22 protein-coding genes and 1 tRNA gene are annotated in these 23988 nt (G+C 36.9%); all 23 read right to left on the bottom strand.

Annotated elements, in window-relative coordinates:
* Nucleotides 1-26: 26 nt before the first annotated feature.
* Nucleotides 27-123, bottom strand: a tRNA-Sec gene (locus IGJ18_RS07065).
* Nucleotides 124-233: 110 nt separating this feature from the next.
* Entirely contained in the window at nucleotides 234-776 is a 543-nt protein-coding gene (locus IGJ18_RS07070; RefSeq protein WP_010737592.1) for a CD3073 family putative ECF transporter S component, read from the bottom strand.
* Nucleotides 769-1269 carry a CD3072 family TudS-related putative desulfidase gene (locus tag IGJ18_RS07075; RefSeq protein ID WP_034697986.1) on the bottom strand — a complete coding sequence of 167 codons (501 nt, stop codon included), beginning with the start codon at nucleotides 1267-1269 and terminating at the stop codon, nucleotides 769-771. Before IGJ18_RS07075 ends, IGJ18_RS07070 begins: the two co-directional genes overlap by 8 nt.
* Complete coding sequence (gene selA, locus IGJ18_RS07080) at nucleotides 1266-2666, bottom strand: L-seryl-tRNA(Sec) selenium transferase (protein ID WP_438843081.1); 1401 nt, start codon at nucleotides 2664-2666, stop codon at nucleotides 1266-1268. The genes IGJ18_RS07075 and selA overlap by 4 nt, the downstream gene beginning before the upstream one ends.
* A gap of 14 nt (nucleotides 2667-2680) precedes the next feature.
* Nucleotides 2681-3805 (bottom strand): aminotransferase class V-fold PLP-dependent enzyme, encoded by a 1125-nt coding sequence (locus IGJ18_RS07085; protein WP_438843082.1) that lies wholly within the window; start codon nucleotides 3803-3805, stop codon nucleotides 2681-2683.
* A gap of 1 nt (nucleotide 3806) precedes the next feature.
* Nucleotides 3807-5702 (bottom strand): selenocysteine-specific translation elongation factor, encoded by a 1896-nt coding sequence (selB, locus tag IGJ18_RS07090; protein WP_438843083.1) that lies wholly within the window; start codon nucleotides 5700-5702, stop codon nucleotides 3807-3809.
* A gap of 12 nt (nucleotides 5703-5714) precedes the next feature.
* Complete coding sequence (locus IGJ18_RS07095) at nucleotides 5715-5972, bottom strand: DUF3343 domain-containing protein (protein ID WP_010737598.1); 258 nt, start codon at nucleotides 5970-5972, stop codon at nucleotides 5715-5717.
* A gap of 10 nt (nucleotides 5973-5982) precedes the next feature.
* A complete protein-coding gene (yedF, locus tag IGJ18_RS07100; RefSeq protein ID WP_053766006.1) occupies nucleotides 5983-6582 on the bottom strand; it encodes a sulfurtransferase-like selenium metabolism protein YedF in 600 nt (199 codons plus the stop codon).
* A gap of 69 nt (nucleotides 6583-6651) precedes the next feature.
* Nucleotides 6652-7683 carry a selenide, water dikinase SelD gene (selD, locus tag IGJ18_RS07105; RefSeq protein WP_081001065.1) on the bottom strand — a complete coding sequence of 344 codons (1032 nt, stop codon included), beginning with the start codon at nucleotides 7681-7683 and terminating at the stop codon, nucleotides 6652-6654.
* A 199-nt stretch (nucleotides 7684-7882) separates the two neighbouring features.
* On the bottom strand, nucleotides 7883-8755 hold the full coding sequence (locus IGJ18_RS07110; RefSeq protein ID WP_010737601.1) for a sulfite exporter TauE/SafE family protein: 873 nt from the start codon (nucleotides 8753-8755) through the stop codon (nucleotides 7883-7885).
* A 116-nt stretch (nucleotides 8756-8871) separates the two neighbouring features.
* Complete coding sequence (locus IGJ18_RS07115) at nucleotides 8872-9888, bottom strand: proline racemase family protein (RefSeq protein WP_034698004.1); 1017 nt, start codon at nucleotides 9886-9888, stop codon at nucleotides 8872-8874.
* Between the two features lie 13 nt (nucleotides 9889-9901).
* A complete protein-coding gene (locus tag IGJ18_RS07120; RefSeq protein ID WP_034698007.1) occupies nucleotides 9902-10381 on the bottom strand; it encodes a glycine/sarcosine/betaine reductase component B subunit in 480 nt (159 codons plus the stop codon).
* A 21-nt stretch (nucleotides 10382-10402) separates the two neighbouring features.
* Nucleotides 10403-11140 carry a proline reductase cluster protein PrdD gene (prdD, locus tag IGJ18_RS07125; RefSeq protein ID WP_207427989.1) on the bottom strand — a complete coding sequence of 246 codons (738 nt, stop codon included), beginning with the start codon at nucleotides 11138-11140 and terminating at the stop codon, nucleotides 10403-10405.
* A 12-nt stretch (nucleotides 11141-11152) separates the two neighbouring features.
* Nucleotides 11153-11878: a D-proline reductase (dithiol) protein PrdB gene (gene prdB / locus IGJ18_RS07130; RefSeq protein ID WP_080292465.1), complete on the bottom strand. Its 726-nt coding sequence runs from the start codon at nucleotides 11876-11878 to the stop codon at nucleotides 11153-11155.
* Nucleotides 11879-12187, bottom strand: a complete 309-nt coding sequence (locus tag IGJ18_RS07135; protein ID WP_207427996.1) for a CBO2463/CBO2479 domain-containing protein — start codon at nucleotides 12185-12187, stop codon at nucleotides 11879-11881. It abuts the gene before it with no gap.
* Nucleotides 12188-12200: 13 nt separating this feature from the next.
* The gene (prdA, locus tag IGJ18_RS07140) at nucleotides 12201-14096 is read right to left on the bottom strand and encodes a D-proline reductase (dithiol) proprotein PrdA (protein WP_438843084.1); all 1896 of its coding nucleotides are present in this window, start codon (nucleotides 14094-14096) and stop codon (nucleotides 12201-12203) included.
* A gap of 26 nt (nucleotides 14097-14122) precedes the next feature.
* A complete protein-coding gene (prdC, locus tag IGJ18_RS07145) occupies nucleotides 14123-15415 on the bottom strand; it encodes a proline reductase-associated electron transfer protein PrdC (protein ID WP_179299865.1) in 1293 nt (430 codons plus the stop codon).
* Nucleotides 15416-16152: 737 nt separating this feature from the next.
* A complete protein-coding gene (locus IGJ18_RS07150; RefSeq protein WP_010719132.1) occupies nucleotides 16153-17319 on the bottom strand; it encodes a class I SAM-dependent methyltransferase in 1167 nt (388 codons plus the stop codon).
* 149 nt (nucleotides 17320-17468) lie between these two features.
* The gene (locus IGJ18_RS07155; protein ID WP_053765999.1) at nucleotides 17469-18284 is read right to left on the bottom strand and encodes a maltodextrose utilization protein MalA; all 816 of its coding nucleotides are present in this window, start codon (nucleotides 18282-18284) and stop codon (nucleotides 17469-17471) included.
* 12 nt (nucleotides 18285-18296) lie between these two features.
* A complete protein-coding gene (locus IGJ18_RS07160) occupies nucleotides 18297-19148 on the bottom strand; it encodes a sugar ABC transporter permease (protein WP_010719130.1) in 852 nt (283 codons plus the stop codon).
* 3 nt (nucleotides 19149-19151) lie between these two features.
* The gene (locus IGJ18_RS07165) at nucleotides 19152-20450 is read right to left on the bottom strand and encodes a carbohydrate ABC transporter permease (protein WP_342081730.1); all 1299 of its coding nucleotides are present in this window, start codon (nucleotides 20448-20450) and stop codon (nucleotides 19152-19154) included.
* A gap of 393 nt (nucleotides 20451-20843) precedes the next feature.
* Nucleotides 20844-22103 (bottom strand): extracellular solute-binding protein, encoded by a 1260-nt coding sequence (locus IGJ18_RS07170; protein ID WP_438843085.1) that lies wholly within the window; start codon nucleotides 22101-22103, stop codon nucleotides 20844-20846.
* A gap of 98 nt (nucleotides 22104-22201) precedes the next feature.
* Nucleotides 22202-23971 (bottom strand): glycoside hydrolase family 13 protein, encoded by a 1770-nt coding sequence (locus IGJ18_RS07175; RefSeq protein ID WP_010719127.1) that lies wholly within the window; start codon nucleotides 23969-23971, stop codon nucleotides 22202-22204.
* Between the last annotated feature and the right edge of the window lie 17 nt (nucleotides 23972-23988).

Raw genomic sequence — 23988 nt, forward strand, 5'->3', positions numbered from 1 at the left:
TGTTTTTAGCTTTGTATGTATTCAATTGGCGGGAATGTGTAGGAATCGAACCTACCCAAGAAGCTCTTAACTCCTCATACTGGTTTTGAAGACCAGAGGGAACACCAGAACCCATCCACTCCCCTAATAAAAACATTCTAACATTTTTCGTTTGTTCAATCAATATCAAATGCTAGAATGTTTGTAGTTATAAAAGACTTGACTAGCTTTAATATCTGTTAGTTGTTCTCTTTTTATTTTACTAGGATACGTTGCGGTAAACGTTTCATAAACCAAGCAACGAGTAAACAAGAAAGCATCTTATCCACAATATTTCCTGCAACAGTTGCCCAATAAGTTGCAGTGATCATTTCTTTACCGGAAGCCTTGAAAGCAAAAATGAGGATGTCCGTTCCTGAACCGGTAAAACCACCAAATAAAGCTAAACGGATCGGCGCACCGATCATTGGACAAACAACGGCTAATAGTCCCCCTGCTATTAGCGCTTTTTTGTAAGAAAATCCATTCTTCGCTAGTAAAGAACAGATAATTGCTACAACAATATTTACGAATACAAAAGGAACAGCCAACGGTCCACTGATGATCCCCATTAATAAATTAGTGGCAATCCCAGTCATTACCCCATAACTCATACCAAAATTGGTTGAAATATAAATCGTTCCCATCGTATCTAAAAATAATAAGGGGATTTTCATTAGTGAAACAGCCTCACCTAAAACAACATTTAAAACAACGGCCATTGCACATAAAGTCAATATTTTCATTTTATTATTCATCGTTTACTTTTCCTTCTAAAAATAGTTTTAATTTCTGATATAAATCGCCTTGTGATTCTTCTGTATACCAAGTTGGAACTTCAAAATAAGGATTAACAATCCCATGATTCTTACATAATTCAAAATACTCTTCCATAAGTACGCCTCGCTGTGCTGAGATGGAACAATTAGGACTTTCATTGATCCCGATGATTCCCAAATAGCGATAATCATTCGCTTGATACTCTTTGATTTGTTGAATGACTGGTTGCAACATACTTTGACATTTTTGACGATAGCCTGGTATAGCAACATATTCTTGATAAGTCATTGGTGGTCTCTCTTTTCCTAAGGTCAAAAATTCAGGACAAGGCAATTGTAGCAACGCAACGCCTTGATTTAATAAAGAAATGGCCAAAGGAAAAGCACCACGAGCCCGTTCCCATCCAGGTATCACCGCATGTTGATTCAAGATGCAGTGTGAAACAACCACAAATTCTCTTTTTAATTTCATGTTATTTCCTCACAAAAAATCTTTTCTAAACTGACGAACACCTGATGAAGTTCTTCTTCAAAAATTGTGCGCATATCTAAATAGTTTCGCTCATTTTTTACCCGACTAATCACTGGAACAATTCCTTTTCTTAGTCTTCGTTGCAGCTCTTCCGCATGCCATCGCTTACTTTTTACTGTTACTGCATAGGTAGGTAATAAGCTTTCTGGATACGTTCCACCACCAACCGTACTATAATCTTTTTCGATAGCGACTTCGAGTTGCTCGATTTTTTTTAACTTTTCAGCTAATATTTGGGCTCGATTCAAACAATTTTCGATCTTATCCGATAGCATTTGCAAAGTAGGCAAGGATTGAATGGCTTCTTCTTCATCAAGATAAAGTTCTAAAGTTGCTTCTAATGCACTTAGAGTCATTTTATCGACTCTTAATGCACGCAGTAGTTGATTTTCTTTCATCCTCTGAATATACGTTTTTTTACCTACAATAATTCCGGCTTGTGGTCCGCCTAATAATTTATCTCCACTAAAGGAGACCACATCACACCCTTGCTCGATTACTTCTCGAACAGTCGGTTCATACGGTAAGCCAAAGCGGCGCATGTCAATGAGTAGACCGCTACCCAGATCATTGATTAACGGGACTTGATGTTTTTGTGCTAAGAGAGCTAACTCTGATAAGTGAGGAGTTTCTGTAAATCCAATGATTCGATAATTACTGGTATGGACTTTTAAAATCGCTCCAGTTTCAGAAGTCAAAGCCTGTTGGTAATCTCTAATATGCGTTTTATTGGTTGTCCCTACTTCTCTAATTTTCCCACCTGTTGCGGTAATTACCTCTGGGATACGAAAGGACCCTCCCATTTCAACAAGTTCCCCTCGAGAAACCAATACTTCTTTATCAGTAGCCAAAGTATCAAGAATTAACATAACAGCTGCTGCGTTATTATTCACCACTAAGACGTCTTCTGCTCCAGTAAGTTTTTTTAGAATATGCGTTAAATGATTGTATCTAGTACCTCTCTTGCCACTAGTTAAATCCATTTCTAAATTTGAATAGGAAAAACTTATTGTCTTTAATTGTTCCTCAATTTTTTTACTAAGTAAGGAACGTCCTAAATTTGTATGCAGAATCGTACCTGTCCCATTAATTACTTTTTGTAACGAATATGTTCGTTGTTTCACTTTTTCAATCACTTGAATACAGAGTTCTTCAATCGTTGGGGGTAACACTTCTTCTTTTAAAACAGTTTTTCTAGTTTGCTCTAAAACACTTTGTACCTGTTGTTTGACTAATCCGTAAGAATACTTTCTTTCTAACATTTGCAATTCAGGAGTTTTTAATAAACGATCCACTGAAGGCAAATCTGCTAATCGTCGTTGTATTTCTCTAGCCATCGTTTACCTGCTTTCTATCGTTTTGCAATTATTCTCAACGCCTTTATGGTTTTTTCTATTTCTTCTTCTGTTGTAAAACGGGATAAGGATACTCGAACAGTTCCAGTATTTTTAGTTCCTAAATCTTGATGTATTAGCGGTGAACAATGGTAACCTGAACGTGTGGCAATGCCAAACTCTTCCCACAGAATGTCACTGATTAAAGCTGATTCTGCAGATCTGATATTCAACGAAAAAACGTCTATATGCTCTTTCGTGAAATCTCCATAAAACGTTAATTCTGAAATCTTCGTCGCTTCTTGGTAGAAGTAGTTTCCCAATGATGGTGTCTCTTGGGACATTAGCCAACCTACACTGGCTGCTAATCCAGCAATTCCTGGCACATTTGCTGTCCCAGCTTCCAACATTGCTGGCAATTCATCCGGCTGCTCCTTAGAGAAGGACTTCATACCATCACCACCAGTTATTATCGGTGTAAGTTTCAGTTTTTTGTGAATACAGATGCCCCCAGTTCCTTGTGGTCCATGTAACGCTTTGTGTCCAGTGAAACAAGCCGCTGCGACCTTCCCATCACTTAAGTCAATTGGTAGATGACCAGCTGTTTGAGAAATATCTAAGATTAAATACAGCTGATGTTTGTGGCAAAAACGTTTTATCCATTCAATATCTAAAAGATTCCCTGTCACATTACTTGCATGATTGCAGACCACTACTTTGGTTTTTGCGTTTAATTTTTCAGTAAATTCTTCATAATTCAACTGTCCAGTGATCGGATGACTACTGATAATTCCGTAGGAAACGCCTAGTTTTTCTAATTGATAGAGTGGTCGCAGCACGGAATTGTGTTCCCAACTTGTGGTCAATACATGATCACCAGCTTGAATGAACCCTTTTAATACTGCATTAAGAGCAATAGTCACACTTCCAGAAAAAATAATTTCATATAAATCCCCGGTATGAAAAAAACTTTTTAGTGTATCTCTTGCCATTTCTATTAATTGATAAGCACGAATGGAATAGCTATGAGCGCCACGAGCTGGGTTGCCATACCTCTCACTTTCAAGCACATCCAGCATTGTTTGTTTCATACAAACCGGCTTTTGGACTGTCGTAGCTGCATTATCTAAATAAATAGTCATACTAGTCTCCTTCTTGTTTCCCTAAAATCCGATAATTTTCTACTCGTTTCGTGATGCCGAGTTTATCGATTGATTCTAGAATAAGCATGGAAGCTTTTCGGCTCGAGTTTGTCATATCACGAAAATCAGCCAGTGTCATTTTCTTGTTTTTCTTGATATAAGTCTGGATTTGTTGAATAGCTTGCTGGTAAATCTTTCCTGACAGAACATATTCGTGGGTTAAAAAAACAGCGCTGTTGTCATCTAAAGCTTCCAATACTTCTTCAGCATTTTTGTCTAAAAGGGATAACTCTTCTTTTTTTATCGGCATATAACCACTGTTTTTTAGGTAACGTTCAATTTTTTGTTTGGCGACTTGTTGATAGCTATTAAATTGTACTTGAAAATCATAAACAGATAATCGTTTCTGTTGTTCTTTGATTACGTTGAATTTTTTTAATAATTGAATCAAGACGAAAACTTCTTTTTCGGTCAAGCCATTTCGTATTTTAGAACGAAATTCTTCTAAAGGCATACCATCCCGTAGACGATATTTTTTGTGATACTCTTCTAAGATCTTTTGTGCTTTTCCTGCTAGTTGTTGGTATCTTTCATAAAGTAAAAATCCACAAGAGGTAAAGAAGATTTGACTTTTATCCTGTAGTTCTTCTAATGAATGGCTTAGTTGATCAAGGGTGACACCCAGATAGGTCAACAATTCTTTTTCTACTGTAAATGGCTGTTTCTTATTTAACATAAAATCAATTATTATACTGTTTAGATTGCCATTTTCTTTTGCTTTTAAGCTTTCTAAAATCGCCTGCTTGAATCGGCGATGTTTTTTGGGAACGGCGTTTAAGACTTCGCCTCCAGCAATCGTATGCATGGGTGAATAAGAGCGTAGAATAAAACGATCTTTTTCTTTTACAGAAACTTTTTCTTCTAATCGTAACTGCAAAAAGCCTTCTTCGTTTGGTCCAATCCAATCTAATCCTAATGGAACAGTACGAGCCATTACTTCTTTTGTTCCGATCAGCACTCTTACCCGATCCCATAGACTAATTCCCCCATCCGTCCCTGCCAGGCAAGATACCTTAACATCCAACATCCAGCTTTCCTCTAAAGAATCTGCGGTTGATAGAACATCCCCTCGCATGACTTCTTCACGGGTAATGTTTGCTAAATTGATAGCAGTTCGTTGTCCAGCATATGCTTTTTGAACGTTATTTTCATGTACCTGCAGATTTCTTATCCGAACTTTTCGCTTATTTGGGTAGAGATAGCAGTTTTCTCCAACGGTTAGTTCACCTTCCAGCAAAGTGCCTGTAACTACTGTACCGAAGCCTTTTACACTGAAAACCCGATCGATATTTAACCTTGGTGTTCCACTACTTACTTGTTCTGATGTTTGCTCCGTGTAGGCTTCGATTTTTTTTAGTAATTGTTTGATCCCTTTTCCGCTAATGGCATCGGTTTCAATTATTTCCGTTTTTTCTAAAGGCGTGTGAAGTAATTGATCACGTATATCTTCGATGACTAGTTCTTTCAATTCAGCATCAATCGTATCAATTTTTGTTAATACAATTAAAAAATGGTGGATTCCTAATAAATTCAAAATATCAATATGCTCTTTTGTTTGAGGCATGATTCCTTCACTAGCATCAATGACTAATAAAATAAGATTAAGACCAGGTAGTCCAGCAACCATATTTTTAATAAATTTTTCATGGCCAGGAACATCTACGAAACCCACACGTTGTTGATTTGGTAAATTTAAGTAAGCAAATCCTAGATTAATCGACATGCCCCTTTTTTTTTCTTCTTTTGTTGTGTCAGTATCTATTCCAGTCAGCGCTTTGATCAATGTTGTTTTTCCATGATCAATATGCCCAGCTGTTCCAATTACAATATTTGCCATTTCTTTTACCCCTTATAATAAGTAATACGTTACATCCAATCCAACTTGAAGCGCTTTATAAAAACCTTCTGATGACACATTATTTTTAGCTAAAATATGACGTATCTGATTTTCAGCTTCTAGCGGAAATTTTAAAGAAAAACCACAGCTAAGATATATTTTTTCGGGTGTAGGAATGATTCTTACAGATAGTTTAGCTGATTGGCACATCAGCTCAGCTCTCATTGCTTCACGTGTCGAATGAAATAATACCACTCCATATGACTTCATTGTTTACTCCTTAAGGTTTGATGATTTTTTTAGATTGTCGCATCATTTCAACAATATGATACATATTGGTCACTTCACCGACTTTACATTTTTCACTGAGATTATAATAGTTAAGACAGGCTCCACAAGCATAAATTTCTACCCCATTTTCCGCAAGAATCTGTAAATCCTCCAAGGAATCCGAGTTGTCGCTTACTAAATGGACCCCACCATTGTAGAAAATGATTTTTTCGGGCAAATCAGGTTGTTCGGTTAAAGAATAAATAAACATTTTTAATAATTGTTTCCCTAATTCTTTCGACCCTTGCCCCATCGTATTCGTGTCGACAACAACTATATAATTGTCTTCAATATCATTCTCTCTTGTAAGTTCTTGTTCATAAATAGAAGCTACCTCTCCTTTTTTCTTGGAGATACGTACAGTAAACGATTGTGCATCATTTTGCTCTACTTGATAATCATAACCTAGTTGTCCCGCCATTTTTTTTAGGTTTTGTGCAGCAATCTCATTATCGACAGTTGTTTCTACTGTATCGTTTTCTTCCAAAGCTTTCTTTGTTTCAATCACTGGAAGGGGACATACTTTTCCCAATGCGTTAATTTTAACCATTTTGATTCTCCTTTCCATGTGTAGTTAATCATGGGATCAGTTTGTTAGACTAATCGAACAATTTTTTTCTTAATAAACCATGATTTCTGCTGTCTTTTTTTTCGTAACAACGCCAAAATCTTTGGCTAAGATATTGGCTGATTTCAGCTCTTCTTCTAATTTTTTTGCTTCTTTAGCCGGGATACTTACCAATAATCCTCCAGATGTCTGTGGATCATATAGCAACTCTTCGATCCCTAAGTCATCGACATAAAAGGCCATCTTTTTTTCCATAAAATTTCGGTTTCGTTGTCCTCCAGCAGTAAAAAGAAAGGCTTTTGCTCCTTCATAAGCTTCTTCAAAATATGGCAGTTTTTCTGAATAGATTTCAGCTGAAAAATTGTCATGTAACATTTCATGAAGATGTCCTGCTAACCCAAATCCTGTTACGTCGGTACAACTAGTGATTGGATATTTTCTGATGATAGCCATCGCATATTTATTTAAGGTTTCCATACTTTTTGTTGCTTTGGCAAACCCTTCTTTGGTTATTGCCCCGGCGCTATAACCAATGGTAATAATGCTTACACCTAGAGGTTTTGTTAAGATTAAGTGATCTCCTTCTTGACAAGTATTATTTTTGTAAATATTGTTTGGATGAATTGTGCCAGTTACAGAAAGTCCATATTTGACTGAACGATCATGGATTGAGTGCCCACCTGCTAAGATTCCACCTGCTTCTTGAACTTTTTCAGCCCCACCTCTTAAAATCTCTTTTAAAACCTGTAGTTCTTTTTCTTCAGGAAAAGCAACAATATTTAAGGCAGATAATACATCCCCTCCCATCGCATAAACATCACTCATCGCATTGGCAGCAGCAATTTTGCCAAATAAATAAGGATCTGTCACCATAGTAGGAAAAAAGTCTAACGTCTGAATAATTGCTAATTCATCGGTCAATTTGATAACGGCTGCGTCATCTGTTGCATCAAAGCCCACTAACAATTTTTCATCTTGGGATTTAGGGAGGTCTGCTAAAATATTTCCTAAATTTCCAGGACCAATCTTAGCGTTACATCCACCACAAATAATTAATTGTTCGATTTCTTTTTTCATTGGCATCCACTTCCTTTTCATATAGTGTAATAATTGATGACTTTTCCTCTACTGCTTACTGCTTCATCTTCTATAGTTATACCAACAATCAGAAAATAGCGGGCAAATCATTAAAATAACTATGCTAGTTTGGTGTACTAAAAATGAAGAAGTGGCTGTACAGTTCTTTCCACTCCTTCACATTTTGCTACTAGATTAAGCTTTTCTATTTTTTAGAAAACATTCCTTTTCGCATATATGTAATTCCTGAGTAAATAATTACAGCAATGATTACCCAAGTCAGCATATTCAAATCTAAACTTGTGACGAATTTAACAGCAATAATTACCCCAATCACTCCACCAATCGTAATTGCCAAACTAACTTTACGCGCATAATCACCAGATTTAATAAAGTTACCTGAAGCAACGGGCATCAATCCTGCACAAGAAGCCATCATAATAGGAAAAGCAACAAGCGGACTTAACCCCAACATGTATACTAATGCCATACATGGTGCATATAAACCTACGCCAATCGTCATTAATGCACCTAAAAGGAAATTACCGATGACGCCGATGATTAGCTTAAGACCTGTTAAAGCAGTCGCTTCATTTCCAGAGCCTAAGAGATCCAGCATTCCAGCTTGTTTTAGCCCCATTAAAATTGCTGTCACAATCAAAGCAAGCCCCATAAAAAACTGCACCTTTTTTTCAGGTAGCTTACTGACTGTTTTCGAACCCACAAACGAACCCACAATTGCTGCTGCAACTAATGAAAACAGAGTAATGGGTGATACTTTAACAACAGTAATGAAAATAAAAGCTTCAATGATTACCGGAATAGAGTGTGCCACATTGAGCGTTCCTGGTAATTGTCGATCGTTATCTAATTGCTTGGTAAATTCTAGTAACATGGTTGTTGGCGCAAAACTACCAATCCCTAATGTATCTAAAAAATCGGTAATTAACCCAATTGTTCCAGAAATAAGATAATTTCCTCCACCCCAATTTCCTTTATTTGCAAGTAAGTCGAGAACAAAAAAGAATAAGAAATAGAGTAATAAAACGCTTAATAAACCCAACAGTAGTTGTACCATGATACCTCCTTAATAGTAAGCAGAGTTTTACTAACCCATCATTTTTTGTGTAACCATCTGTAAATGGCTAGGACTAGAGAATTTAATTCACATTTTGGATGGTTATACCGTGTATTTTAATCAAGTAAAAATCCATTTTTTAATGAGTCTTTAGGATCGACAAGGAATTGATTAAATCCTGTAATATAAGCAGATCCCGTCACTTTGGGAATAATCGCTTGATAGTTTCCTACACGTGTTTCCTTTGTAATTTCTCCCTTAAACATCGTTCCTAAAATACTTTCATAGACAAAACTTTCACCAATTTTTAACTCATTTTTTGCATACAAAGTTGCTAATTTAGCACTCGTTCCCGTTCCGCAAGGTGAACGATCAACTTGTCCATCCCCGAATACCACGACGTTTTGATAAGTAGCTTCAGGACTTTTAGCAGGACCATAAAATTCGACTAAGTCAACGGTTTTAATATGTTTTAATCGGGGATGTTGGATCTCGATATTTTGATTAATCGCTTCGCGGATTTTTAGACCTGCTTCAGTAAATCTTGACGCATTCTTCGCCTCAATTGTTAAACCAACTTCTTCGGCTTTTAATATGGCAAAAAAACTTCCGCCAAAAGAAATATCCACATGAACTGTCCCAATATCGGGCACACTCACTGCCACATTTTCTTTATATAGAAAGGATTCCACGTTTTCAAAAGAGACTGATTCCGCAGAGTAATCTTCATCCAGACGAACCTCTCCGCAAACAATCCCCGCAGGTGTATCTTGCGTTACTTTAACCACACGGGTGCCTTCTCCTACATCTACCCAGCCCAATTCTACAGCTGCTGTCATTGCCGCAATGGTGTTGTGACCGCACATATTTAAATAGCCACCAGAATCCATGAAAATAATCCCGTAGTCTGCCTCATCATGAACCGGTTCACAAATAAAAGCCCCGAACATATTTTTATGCCCTCGTGGTTCATGCATTAGCATTTTACGTAAATCATCTGCTTGTGTTTCCAAGTATATTTTTTTATCCGCCATCGTTTTTCCATGAAATTTAGGAATGCCTCCTACAATTAACCGAGCGGCTTCACCAGCTGTATGGGTATCTACTACTGATATCATTTTTGATACTTTCATACTAACCTCCACGTTACTTCAATTTTTGATTATCTTTACGCATCTTTAGTTTTATAAAAGCGAGCGCTTTAACTGCATCATAGAAAGTGATCGTATTTTCTCCAACCACTTCCGTTTCAATCCCTGCTTGTGATTTATTAAAATCCAGCACATATTTTGTATAATCATTTTCTACGACAAACTTGGCTTGTTTCCCAATAAATTTGAGCCCAATAACACTGATGCCACGACGACCTATTTCTTCTAGGGTATTGGCAAAATCGATGTCTGAATTTCCCCAACCATCTGTTGATAAAACAACGCCATCTGTAGCCATCGCTTCTAGCCAAGTAGCTGTTCGTTGTCCGACTAGATGCTTCATTTCATTGCTTTGAGGCGTGCCAATAATAATAACACCTTGGAAATCAATGTCAGGATCTTTGCTTAAAACATCCAGTAAAGGATCTTTAAAAAGGTGCATCGAAGTCTCTTTAGTTGATGGTCCTATTCCCATAAAAATCCCCTTTTCTAACAATTAGACCATTGAACGAATGGCACCATCACGATACTCATTGGCAGATAAAAAGATGGGCATATTATTCATATCGATAATCGAATGACCGCCCTTAAACCCACTAGGTTCATCTGGAAATAATAACATATCGTACATCGCACCTTGGCCAGCTACCTGCTTGACCAACGTCACTTTTGGCTTTCCCGGATTTCTTATTTCTTCATAGACATGTGTTTCCGTTGCTTCCTTACCATCTAGCAACTTTAATTGTTCTCGGATTTCCTGCAGATAATTGTCAACTATCCGAAACAATTTTAAACATAACTCACGATCGAAAGGTGTTCCTTTCTTGACAAGTAAGTCAATCAAAATAATGTAATCCTCTGCGTTAGGTGTGCCCGGTCGATTTAAAAATAAATGATCACGCAATACACCATCTGAAGAACCAAACTCATGGAGCTGTTCACCCTCATCGATTGTGCCGGTCATTATGACCGACACTCCCGTTAATGTATGGGTGATACCCGTCCCCAAAACGCCTAATACTTTAGCAGAAATTGGTAAAATATCCATGATAGTATTTGTGTTGAGGTCTAACTGATGGGGTTCTAACAATCGGATCGTCAAGGATTTGACATCCTCACACAGACAATCAAATTCAGTTTTTATCTGTAGTTGATTGTGATCAAGCTTAAATTGATTTCCTATGGAAACTTTTTCCATATGGAAAACTTTCATTTTTAATGTTTCTCCTTGCATGCTGATCCCTCTTTACACATGAGCGATATATTCATAAGGTAATGGCACAATTTTCCCTGGTGTTTCAATTGAAACTAGGCTTTCTAAAGTATCTTTTAAAATACCCGTTTGCATGTCAATATTATGTGGTTCTCCGGCATTAGCGCCCATCGGTACACGTGGTGCTACAGCTCTAGGTGAACCATTTTGCCGTACTACTGGTGGTAATGCGGCGATTAAAATAGTAGGAATCCCTGCTTCCTCAATTGCTCTCTGCACGATCACGGCAGTTCTATGACAGGTCCCTCAACCAGCAGTCAAAACAACTGCGTCAACTTCTTCTTCCACGAGTTTTTGTGCGATTTCTGGTCCCGTCTGTTCATTAAAGGCATCTTGGTCACCGCCGCCTCCCATAAAGCCATAATGTACAGGGGCAGCTTCTTTAATAAAGCCGTCTTTTACTAATTCATGTAATCGGTCAATCGGAAACATTGCATTGACATCCCGATTAACGTCTGCGTTGTCATATCCACCATGTGAGACCATTAAATCTTCACTTGGTACTCCATCTGGAATCTCACGATACGTTGTGTCTCCTGCCAAATTAAAGCGTGTATCACTTTTTAAGTGGACACCAGCTGCCGTTGCCAAAGCAATCCGCATTTCTTTCAGCTCTTTTTTAACGGGCGTAAAGACGGATTTGGGTGTGATTGGTACAAAAATTTCTGACTGTAATCCTTCGAATACTGTTAAACTCATCTACTCATTTTCCTCTCTCATTTTTATTTTCTTCTGTTGATTTTTTAAACGTCGACGTTCATGTTCTGTGATTGCTTCCACGTAATGAGTATTGGCTGCTTCTTCCAAAACCTCTGGATAACTCATCAAAAATCCAACTTCTTGTCCTATTTTTAAATCGTACTCTGAAATAATCATGCGCCGCGGAATTTTTAATTGACCTAGTCGTCCTTTGATATCAATAGTTACGCTCGCATCTCGAACTTCAACAAGTATCCCTTCAAACATTTGTTCAGTAGAGATATACTTTAATTTTTCGAATCTATCCATTTTGCACCTTATTTTATTCTTTTTCATAAATTTCTTGACGTTTTTTACTTTTCGGCAAAGATTGCTCATTTTCTTCCAGGTCTATTTTTCTTCCTGTTGTTTTTTCGATAATCTCAATGTTGTTTTGTTTGACATTCGGATTCCATTTACGTTCAGCTGGTTTAATTGTTCCTCCACCCATTAACGTTTTTAACATAGCTAAATCACGAATGGCGTCTTCTCTACACAAGGTATTATTTGATAAAATTTCATTTTCAATCCCTTGTTTTGATTTATTATTATCAACCATTGCGCCCATTTCAGAATTACCAACAACTAAGGCTCCTTGAACAGCACTATAAGAGTCGCCAACCACTTTGATTCCACGTTTTCCAATTTCTTCCATGTGAGAAGCGAAATCAATATGATTATTTCCGAAACCTTCAGTGGTTACAATGGCACCATCAATGTCCATGGCTTCGACAGTCATTCCTAAACGTTTTGAAACATAATATTTTTCAGTATTCGCTTGTGGAGAGCCGACGAACATAACACCGACTAAATCAATTTCTTCATCTGCCATTGCTTCTTTAACAAGCGGTTCCCGCCAATAATGGCGTGAAGTTTCTTTCGAAGCCGGTCCAATACAAGTTAACGCATGGATTCCTCCATCTAATACTTCTGTTGGTGCCAATAGGATTGGCAAATTGCCAAGGTCAACATTTGGTTTTGCGCCAAATGTTCCAACTGGCTCGATGGGCATAATCAAATTATCATGCATCGCACCTTGCCCCATTATTTCTTTGATGATCAAAACTTTCTTATTGCCAATTCGACGTTTCTGTATAATTTCTTCTGAATGTATCACCAATGATTCATCCGCTTTTTTGAGGGCTTCACGAATTTCTTGAGTGATGTAATCAGAAGCTTTGTGAGCGGCTAGCGGACCCGGACGTTCCATATTCGCGTGTTCTTTGATTGTCACTTGGGTTTTAATAAAGATTTCTCCTTTATCTGGTGCTCCAGGACGTCCCCACATAATGTTACGATCTAATTCTCCTTCAGAAGAACCAAATTCACCGATTTGAACTCCATTAGCATCCGTCCCTGTAACAACCATGACGACACCATCCAGTACTCGAGTAATTCCATGCCCAAGATCGCCTTCAATTTTTGCGGCAATTGGCTGAACGTCCATAATCGTTTCACTATATTCAGTGTATTTATCTGGTGTAATGATTTCTAAAGTCATATCTTCAACGAGCTGTTCCAGTTCAACTGCTTCAGCACAAATTTCTGTCATTTTTCGTAAAATTAAAGTTGTTCCTTCGATTTTTGTTTCTTCCCCAAAAATCACCTGATCAATTTTTAGATGATCATGTCGTACAGAACGAATCACTTTTTCTTTCACCTGATTTGAGTTTTCCAAAACCGGCGCTGGTATTACTGGCGTTACTTGCTCAGGAATTATTGATTCCGGTGCAGGATTTACCGTTTCGGTTAACTGAGCAGCCATCATTAAAGGAAGCTCTAAATCAATTCCTTTTCCTTCAGCAATATGAATTTTAATAGTCTGACCACTCGTTACAGAAGATGAAGCAGTTTGAATTGGCGTCGCAATTGTTTCAGAAGTCTCAACTTCTTTTTTTTCATTTAAATGAACTTCTTTCATTCCTTCAGATACACCTTCCAGTAATTCTTTTGTCAATGGAATCAACGCATCCGTTGTTTCTTTTAATGTTGTACCAAGTACTTGTTCAATTGTTAACACATCTTCAGAAAATTCAAGTAACCCTGATTCTTCCAGATCAAGAAAAATTGCGGGGTCCTCTAGATTTTCTGGCGTAATCACTGTGCCTGCTTCCGCACGACAACAGAGTACAGCTAGATCTTTTGCATGTTCTTGGGCAGTTTCAGCCGTAATAGACATTCGTTAAATCCTCCTAAAATTTAAATTTATTTCGTTGTAGGTAATTTACGATATAGTCTGTGCCCATCTGCCCGAAGTACATGATCTGTATGATGATAAACCGGAACTCCTAACCTAGGAGCTACACCAATAACGGTGTTCGTTCAATCAGAACAAGTTCCAGTCATCACAACTTCAGCACCTGCTTTTTTCAAAGCAAAGACTGTTTGTGCTTGTCCTGGACATATACCTGGCAAGGTACATCTATATCTTCCATTCACTTTTACCATTCGCTTACAGCGTTGTGTAGCAACAACTTCAGCACCCATGTTTTCAGCTATTTCAGTCATTCTTTCTTCTGAACCGCCGCATTCACAAAGTAATAGTCCTATTTTTCGATGTTCTTGAGGAAATGGCATAGCAACCAATACCCCTCCGCTGGTTTTCGTAATGGGGGTTTCTTCCGTGCCGCTATGACCAGTCATTGGTCCACCGATCACAATTTCTCCATGGGGCTCAATAAAACCTCCAACTTGATCAATTAATTGCTTGACAGGTGTTCCAATTGGGACATCTTTAAAGACTGTTTTCTTTTGTTTTACACGACCAGATACCGTAAGATCTTTATCAATAAATGGTTTTCGCTGTTCAATCGCTTCGACAATGCGTTTAATTGTTTCAACATTATCCACTACTGCTCCGATTTCGATTGGCAGTTGACCAGGGTCTAAAGTGATGTTCAACACTTCACGAATCACTACACGTTCATCGCCTGCAGGATAGATGTCAGGTAATTGGTAAACATCTATTGTCGGTTCATTGTTGGTAAACTTTAACAATTGTATGACTAACTCTCGATGTTTTCCTTTAACGGCAATGATTCCTTTGGGTGCTTTCGTAATGCTCATGCAATACTTTATTCCACGAATCAATTGTTTGATTTGACTTTTCATTTGCTTTACATTGTGAAGTAATAAAGCTTCACATTCTGCACCATTTGCGATAAAGATGCCTTCTGGTATTTCACAAGATAATTTTATATCTGTCGGAAACCCAGCTCCACCAGCTCCGACAATTCCGGCTTCTTTGATTGCTTGAATATAAGAGGATGTTTCTGGAATAGGAAGATAACTTGAAAAATTTTGCTTTTCATCAATCTTTAGCACAATCTGATCGTTGGTTACTTCTGATACAACGCCTGAAAAGCTAGAATGAATGTTTGCTCCTAATCCATCTGGTTTAGCAATTTTTTGTCCACGTTGCACATATTCGCCTATTTTTACCATACTCTTTGATGAAGCGCCTACATGTTGTTTTAATGGTATAAGAATTTTTTCCACTCTTTTCACCTCCCTTGTTTTACTTGAACTTGAGTAAACTAGCCACCCACAGCTCATGTTTATAATATCACAATATGGAGGTTTGATGAACGATTTATTTATAAACAATTGTTATTTATAGTTCTATAAATGCTTTTATAACAACGAAAATATATGTATTGTTTTTTATTTAAATATAGATAAAAAATAACAACATGTACTTAATGATTATATACATAGAGTGAGAACTGATGGAAAATCTTTTTTCACTTTATTGAACGACACATATAGTCTATGCAATTTTGATTATCATAATTTTTTCATTTTCATTCATCAAAAAATACAGTTTAGCACGGTTGCTCTTTCAATATCTGTTCTATTCTATTGGCAAAATCAGCTCGATAATCATCTCATTTTTTAGCTAATAAAAAATCAAAAAAATATGTTAGAGAGCAATAGACATTTTCACAATAAAAAAGGGACTGGGACAAAAGTTGTCTCAGTCTCTTCTAGTATCTCTAAAAACGAATAAACGGTGTTCAAACATCAGCTCCTTGAAATAAGCCTGAATTTTTCAAAACATGAGAAGCTGTTTCAAAAAATTCTTTCTTATTGTCATCAGAGCTACCCGATGTTTTTACGACCTCTGATTCACGGCTTTGAAAGAAGCAACTCCTCAATAATAAGGGAGGAGTTGCTTCTTTCAAAGCCTCTATTCATGCGAATCTTAATTAATATTTTTTATTAGGTTTCTCCCCTTATGCACGATGCATTGGAAGATCATTATTACTTGGTTGAACAAGTAAGTATTGGATAACATCAATGTTACTTGATTCAAAAGATGCTGCACAAGCTTGAAGGTAAAGATCCCACATTCGATAGAAGGAATCGCCCATAGTTTCTGTTACCTTGTCTTGTACTTTATGGAAATTATTTGTCCAATGTTCTAAAGTAAGCTGATAGTCCCGGCGCAAACTTTCTAAATCAATTAACTGTAAATCATTATCCGTAATATCTGTTACGATTTCTGCTAATCCTGGAATGTATCCACCCGGGAAAATATATTTGTTGATCCAAGCATTAACTGCCCCACCTTGCTGACGAGTAATACCGTGAATCAACGCTGTTCCTTTAGGAGCTAGTAATTTTTGGATGACACCAAAATACTCTTTTAAGTTGTCTGCTCCCACATGTTCAAACATCCCGACACTTGTAATATGATCAAACGTTTCATCTTTTAGATCACGATAATCCATTAATAAGACCCGACATTTATCTTCCAGATGTTCTTCTTTGATCCGATTAGTAATATGGTTATATTGTTCTTCACTCAAGGTAATACCAGTTGCTTTTACATTGTATTCTTTGATAGCTGTAAACATCAAGGTTCCCCAACCACAACCGATATCTAATAACGTATCATTATCCTTGATAAAAAGTTTATCTAAGATGTGGTGAACTTTATTGATTTGGGCTTGTTCCAATGTATCTTCAGGTGTCTCAAAATAAGCACAAGAATAGGTTAATGTTGGATCTAGCCACATTTCATAAAAATCATTTCCTAGATCATAATGTGCATGAATATCTGCTTGATTTTGTTTTTTTGTGTGTTTTTGCTTTTTAGGAAGCCATTTTAAATAGTCGCTCCCTCTTAAAAAGCTGTTTGCTTGTTGGTAAGCATCGTTGATCAACGCTTGAATACTTCCCTCAATCTCAATACGATGATCCATGTAAGCTTCACCTAGAGCTAGAGAGGCGTTATTTGTGATTTCTTTCATTGGTATTTCTTCATGGATCTTAATTTTGATTTGGGGAGGATTGTCAGTATCTCCATAGCGTTTTGTCGTACCATCCCAGTAAGTAACTTCGACTGGAAGGGAGAAAGAACGTGAAAATAATTGATTATATACTGTTTTTTCTAACATGATTTTCCTCCTTAGAATTGCTACTATTTAACGTTAATACTAAAAATTAAAAGAATCAACTCAGAAGGGTATTTTTCAGAAAAAAATCTTTGTTACCTATCAAATTTTCATTATTTTCACATTTAATTTCTCATAATTAGTTGATGATTTTAGGCCTTGACTTCATCTTTAAAGCCAGTTTTAGCAAAAATCCATAGCAATAAAAGAACTGAAACAGTTGATTGAATACCTAACATCAAAACAAAATCAAAATAAAAGAATCCAACAATCGTGGCAATAATGGAGCCAACTCCAATCACATTCAACATTAAATTGGCACTTTCTTTGAATGTTTGGATGGAAGAAAAACGACTCTTTCTAGTTAGCCATAAAAAGAAAGAAGCACCAAATAAAATGAAGCTAGTCATTATTAATAAGATGATTCCTAAACTCATACTATAAGATAAAATAATCATTGGACGATTACTGGCGTAAAATTCCTGTTCTAAAAATGCTTGAAACTCTTGTGGCGTTCGGACTGATTCGGGATTGAAAGACGCTTGGTAATTCATTTGATAGGTTCTTATACGCCCCTGTTCTTTTTGCTGGATTGTCCAATGATTTTTTGCGAAATCAATAAAGGCGTTTTTTTCGTTTTTTTGTTCTTTCGTCAATCCTGACCCAATCAGTATTTCGTTATTCTGATAAATCGTTATTGGTGAGTGATTTATTTGCCCATTCTCCATGGGTAATTCTGAAAATTTATTTACTCCATCTTGATCAATTAGTTGGTGAACTGTCAAAAATTGCTCCATAGGGATTGCTTTTACCTGATTGGTATAATACATGGTAATCGGCATAACCATCAACGCGACCAAGAAAAGAAAGATCAGACTCAATTTAGGCCATGACAACTGTCTTCTACCAGCAAATAGACGTCTAGGACTATTTAAATGAGAAAAGTAATTCAAAGGAAATGTTTGCATCAAAACCTGCTCCTAACCTTTTGTGCCACCAGAAGTCAAACCAGTGACAAAGTTTTTTTGTAAAAAGAAGAACAATAAACAAATCGGTAATGCAATGAGGATCGCTCCTGCGGCAAATAATGAAACCCGTTGATTTGTCACATCAGAAATGAATGTTTGCAAACCAACTGCCACTGTTTGATTTTCTGGTGTGCGTAGTAAAAATTTAGCGAGCATGAAGTCTCCAAACGGTCCCATAAAGGCCCATAATGCTTGAACGGCAATCATTGGTTTAACTAACGGTAAAACGATTTGTAGAAAAATTCGGAAATGACCAGCTCCATCTAATTTAGCAGATTCATCTAAATCAAGTGGAACAGTATCAAAATAACCTTTCATTAGCCAAGTATTCATCGGAATTCCCCCACCAATATAGATCATTGTTAAGAACCAGTATCGATCTAAGGCGTTAAGTAGAAAAGCCATGACGTAAAAAGCGGTCAATGCAGCCATCGTTGGAACCATTTGAATCACCAGGAAAAACATCAAGCTTGATTTGCGCCCAATGAAACGGTAACGACTATAAGTGTAACCAGCCAAAGTTACAACAGTCACTTGGATAACCATTGTTAAAATGGAAATAATCAAGGTATTTTTATACCAAGTACCATATAACGTTTCTGAGAATAGCCGTCTAAAATTTTCTAGTGTCCAGTCACTGGATAAATCCAGACTAAAAGCAGCGATATTACCTGATTTAAATGCTGTACTGGCTGTAATCAACAATGGATAGATAATGATGATCGACAAAAGAATCAAAAAAACATAGGTCAAGAATTGTGACAATCTTCGTTGGAATTTAGCACTTGAATTAAATTGTTTCATCGCTTAGTCCTCCATATTAAATGCATTAGTCTTTTTAAACACAAGTAAAGAAACACAAATGACAATTGCAGAAATAATTAGTGTAATGGCTGAAGCCATGGAGTATTGTGGCGAGGTTCCCGTCGTTAGTTTATAGATCCAAGAAATCAAGATGTCTGTTGAACCTGCGCCCCCTCCTACACTTCCAGGACCACCGTTGTTAAATAAATAAATCATCGAGAAATTGTTGAAATTACCAGTATACTGAGTAATAAACGTTGGCGCTGCTACTAGAAAAATAGCCGGTAACGTGATATTAGAGAAACGTTTCCAAGCATTTGCACCATCGATTTTTGCTGCTTCATATAAATCTTCAGAAATGGATTGTAAAATACCTGTTACCATGACATAGATATAAGGGAATCCTAACCACCCTTGAACCATAATGATCGCAACTTTCGTCCAAAATGGATCTGTTTTCCATGAAATCGCGCTAATGTCTACGAATGGCAGATGATTGATAAAAGGAATCACTTGGGTGTTGATCGCCCCCACACTATCATTGAAGATATTAGAGAAACTCATAATTGTTATAAATGCTGGTACCGCCCATGGTAAAAGGAAAATAATACCAAAAAAACGTCTAAATTTAATAAATTTTTGGTGAGCAATAACGGCTGTAAAAATACCTAATGTGATTTGAAGTGTCGTTGCACATAGTGTCCAAATAACAGTCCAAGAAAACACAGAGAAAAAGGTATTACGGTAAGAACTTAAGAAGAAGATACTAAAAAAGTTTTTTACTCCGATCCAATCAATCAAACTAGCAGGTGGGATATGTTTGAAATCATAGTTGGTAAATGCTGTAAATAATGTGACTAGAACTGGAAAAATAATCGTAAAAATCATCAAAAGATAGGCTGGAAGTGTAAGCAAATAAGGAAAACCCTCATCACCAATATTATGTATAACTTCCTTCATCGTTCGGTTGATTTTCTTACCTTCTTTGCGTAAAACTGCGACACGTTTGGCATCTAACAGATTCAGTCCATAGAAAATAAAAAAAATAACCGTAATGATTAGTTGCAGCGTTCCTTGAATCAAAATAAATAAGGAGTGATCCTCCATCGGAACCGTTCCCAGTGTGACTAAGCCAATCAAAGAGTTGAAGCCACCAACTATCAGTTGTAGAATAAATGCTACGAAAATACCTAGAAATACGATTCCTTTGAACGCTTGACCATTAGCAAATTGCCCTAAGCCAGGTATGAGAGACATAAGTGTAATTTTTCTTACATTGATATTATTTTGTTCGTCTTGCATAACGATACCCCCAGTACTACTATTTTATTCTTTGCGCAAGGAAATGAATCAGTCGGCTATCCATAATAGCCATCTATAAGTAACTATTCATAGCAGTTATACATAGTAACTATAAATAGTAGCTATCCATGACAGTCATCAATAATTGCTATCAAAAACCATTTTCCATTCATTTGTAGTCCTCACTCAGTTGGTATAAAAAACTCTGCTCGTGGATGTTATTCACACGAATCAATGTGAAACAGTTAAAGAAAATACACCGTTCAACTGTTTCACCTATTGATCCATGACTTGTTTTATGATTTGGTTGACCAAATGAGATTTAGTGGTCTACTATCACCACATCTAGTAAAAATATCCATTTGATCGTGAATAGAGATCGCTTTGTTACTTTTAATATTTTTGCTCAATCGCTTCTTTTATGGTTTTCACTGCTTGGCTAGCAGATTCTTTTGGCGATTTAGAACCTGAAGCTGCATCAAACATTAAGTTTTCAGCACCAGTCCAAACTTCAGCCATTTCTGGAATATTTGGCATTGCTTGCGCAGTTTCATACTGATCAATCACCGCAGTTGTCAATTCATCATTTTTTGATTTAGCTGTTTCACGTGCTGCTTGATTGGCTGGGATCTCATTGACCATTTCAAAGAATTTTTCTTGATTTTTTGTGTTTGTCACATAGTCTAACCATTTTTGTGATAATTCTTTGTTTTTAGAATAGTTACTTGCTACCCAACCTTTTCCTCCACCAAACGGTTGATAAGATTCGCCGTTGTTCAATGTTGGAATTTTTGCTACCCCATAATTGATTTTGTTGTCTTTATAAGTTTGTGCTTGCCAAGGACCATCAATGATTGCTGCTGCTTTGTTAGACATGAATTGTTGGCTAACGAAATCGCCTGCACTCTTGATATCTTGCATCCCTTTTGGCCAAACATTTTGGAACCAGTTTGTAGCATAAGTGATTCCTTCGATTGATCCTGCATTATTTAGACCAATATCTGATGGATTAGTTCCGTTGTCACCAAAAACGTACCCGCCATAGCCTGCTAGTAAACCATAAGAATAATAGAAATCAGTCCATTTTGCTAAGAATCCAGTATTTTTTCCTGCTTCTGATTCAAAGGCAAAGCGTTTGTCTTTGGCTAGATTTTCTAATTCTTTGAAAGTGGTTGGTGCTGCATCTACTAGATCCTTGTTGTAGTACAAGACTAATGTTTCGATCACCGCTGGCTCGCCGTAAATTTTTCCGTCATAGGTCACTTGTGCTTTATCTGTTTCGTCATAGTCGGCTTCATTTCCTAATTTGACTTCCGCTAAATGGCCTTGTTGTCCTAACGCACCAATTCGATCATAGGCTGCCATCATCACATCCGGTCCTTTACCGGCAGGCCCATCCAAAGAAAGCGCTTCTAATTGATCGAACATATCTTTTTCAACTAGCTTGATTTTGACATCATTCTCTTTTTCAAAATCACCCTTGATCTCATTGATGTAATCTTTATAACCAGAATCTACCGATACAGTTAATGTTTTTTCATCATTTCCACCGCTAGCTGTATCAGCTTTTCCATTACCACAAGCTGCTAATCCACCTAAAATACCAAGTGACAATAAACCCAACCCTAATTTTTTAACATAGTTTTTCTTCACTTTTTGTTCCTCCACTTCCATAAATGTTGTTTGTATAAAGAGTATACTGTTATAAAACGACAACTTGCAAACGCTTTCTGCATGTTACCGGTAACAAGTTATTCACACATCAAAATGAATCCGAATTGTTGAATTTCAGCTTTCCCATCATTTAATAATTCACTATTTTGGCTTAAGATAATTTCATTTTTCTGATCAACCAAATAACTTGTAGAAGATTGATTAAAAATAGCATGGATCTTTTGGCCGTTCAATTCACGAGAAAAATGAATCACGTCTTGACTATCATCAATTAGCTCCCAGCAAATCGTACCTGTGATTAAAATTTCAGATAATCGTTTCCGAAGATAAATCAATTCTTTAATAAAACCGTATAATTCCGTATCTTGTTGCTCTTTCTCCCAGATCATACATTTACGACAATCAGGATCATCTTCTCCAGTCAATCCGATTTCCGTTCCGTAATAAATACAAGGTGCGCCTTTCTGTAAAAACATGAAAGTAAGTACAGCTTTCATCAACTCTTTATTTCCATTACACAAGGTTAGGATTCTCGCAGTATCGTGGGAATCTAATAAATTAAATGTTCCTTCGTTTACTTGATCTTGGTACAGCATCTGCTGATGGTTCATGCCACTTGCCATTTGTGAAGCAGTGATTTTTCGTTTGACAAAATAGTCTTTGATTGAGTCTGTAAACGCATAGTTCATTACAGCATGGAACTCATCTCCTTGTAACCAAGCTTGGGATGAATGCCAGATTTCGCCTAAAATATAAATATCTGGTTTGATTGCAGTGACTTTTTCATGGAACAATTTCCAGAAATGATGATCGACTTCATTAGCGACATCTAAACGCCACCCATCAATATCAAATTCTTTCACCCAATAAGCAGCAATATCTAGTAAGTACGATTGAACCTCAGGATTTGCTGTGTTGAGTTTAGGCATGAAAGGTGTAAAAGCAAACGTATCATAAGATAAATTTGCTGCTGTTTCGGGTAAATTCGTCATTTGATAGGCATCCACAGGAAAAGAATGAATATGGAACCAATCTTTATAAATTGATTTTTCGCCATTTTTGATCACATCTTGCCATTGGGGCGAGTCACTACCAATATGATTGAAAACAGCATCTAACATAATGCGGATACCCTTTTTATGCGCTTTTTCGATTAATTCTTTTAACAGACGTTCGTCACCAAAGGCTGGATCGACCTTCAAATAGTCGATCGTATCGTATTTATGATTAGACATAGCTTGGAAAATCGGGCAAAAATAAATACCATTGATTCCCAAATCGACTAAGTAATCGAGGTGATCAATCACACCCTGTAAATCACCACCAAAGAAATCATCTCGGTCAGGTGCTTTACTTCCCCATGGTAGCGTATGAGCTGGATCGTTAGTTGAGTCGCCATTCGCAAATCGTTCAGGAAATATTTGGTACCAAATCGTTTCTTTTGCCCATTGCGGCACTTTGAAACGATCAATTTCATGAAAATAGGGTATCCGGAAATAGTAATTTGCTTCTGCTAAGTTTGCTGGTTCATATGCAAAAATCCCTTGATCCCCGTAAAAACATTCTGTGCCATCAATCCCTACGATATGAAACCCATATTGTAACCTTCTAGTCGAGCTTGTTTGTTCCACTTCCCAGTAATCATGAACTAAAGTACTCAGACTTTTTTTCATTGGTATTTCTTCCAGATACCATTTTTGTGAATCAATCGTATAAGGATCGCCACTAATAAGATAAACTTTTTTTACATCGTCTTTACAGGTACGTAAACGAATTCTGAAAGTATCAGCTGTATATAAAAAAGCATATTCACTTTCCGGTCGATGATAAATTGCTGCGGTGTTCATGTATTTCCTCCTTCATA

Source organism: Enterococcus sp. AZ078 (assembly GCF_051714985.1).
Classification (GTDB): domain Bacteria; phylum Bacillota; class Bacilli; order Lactobacillales; family Enterococcaceae; genus Enterococcus_B; species Enterococcus_B hirae.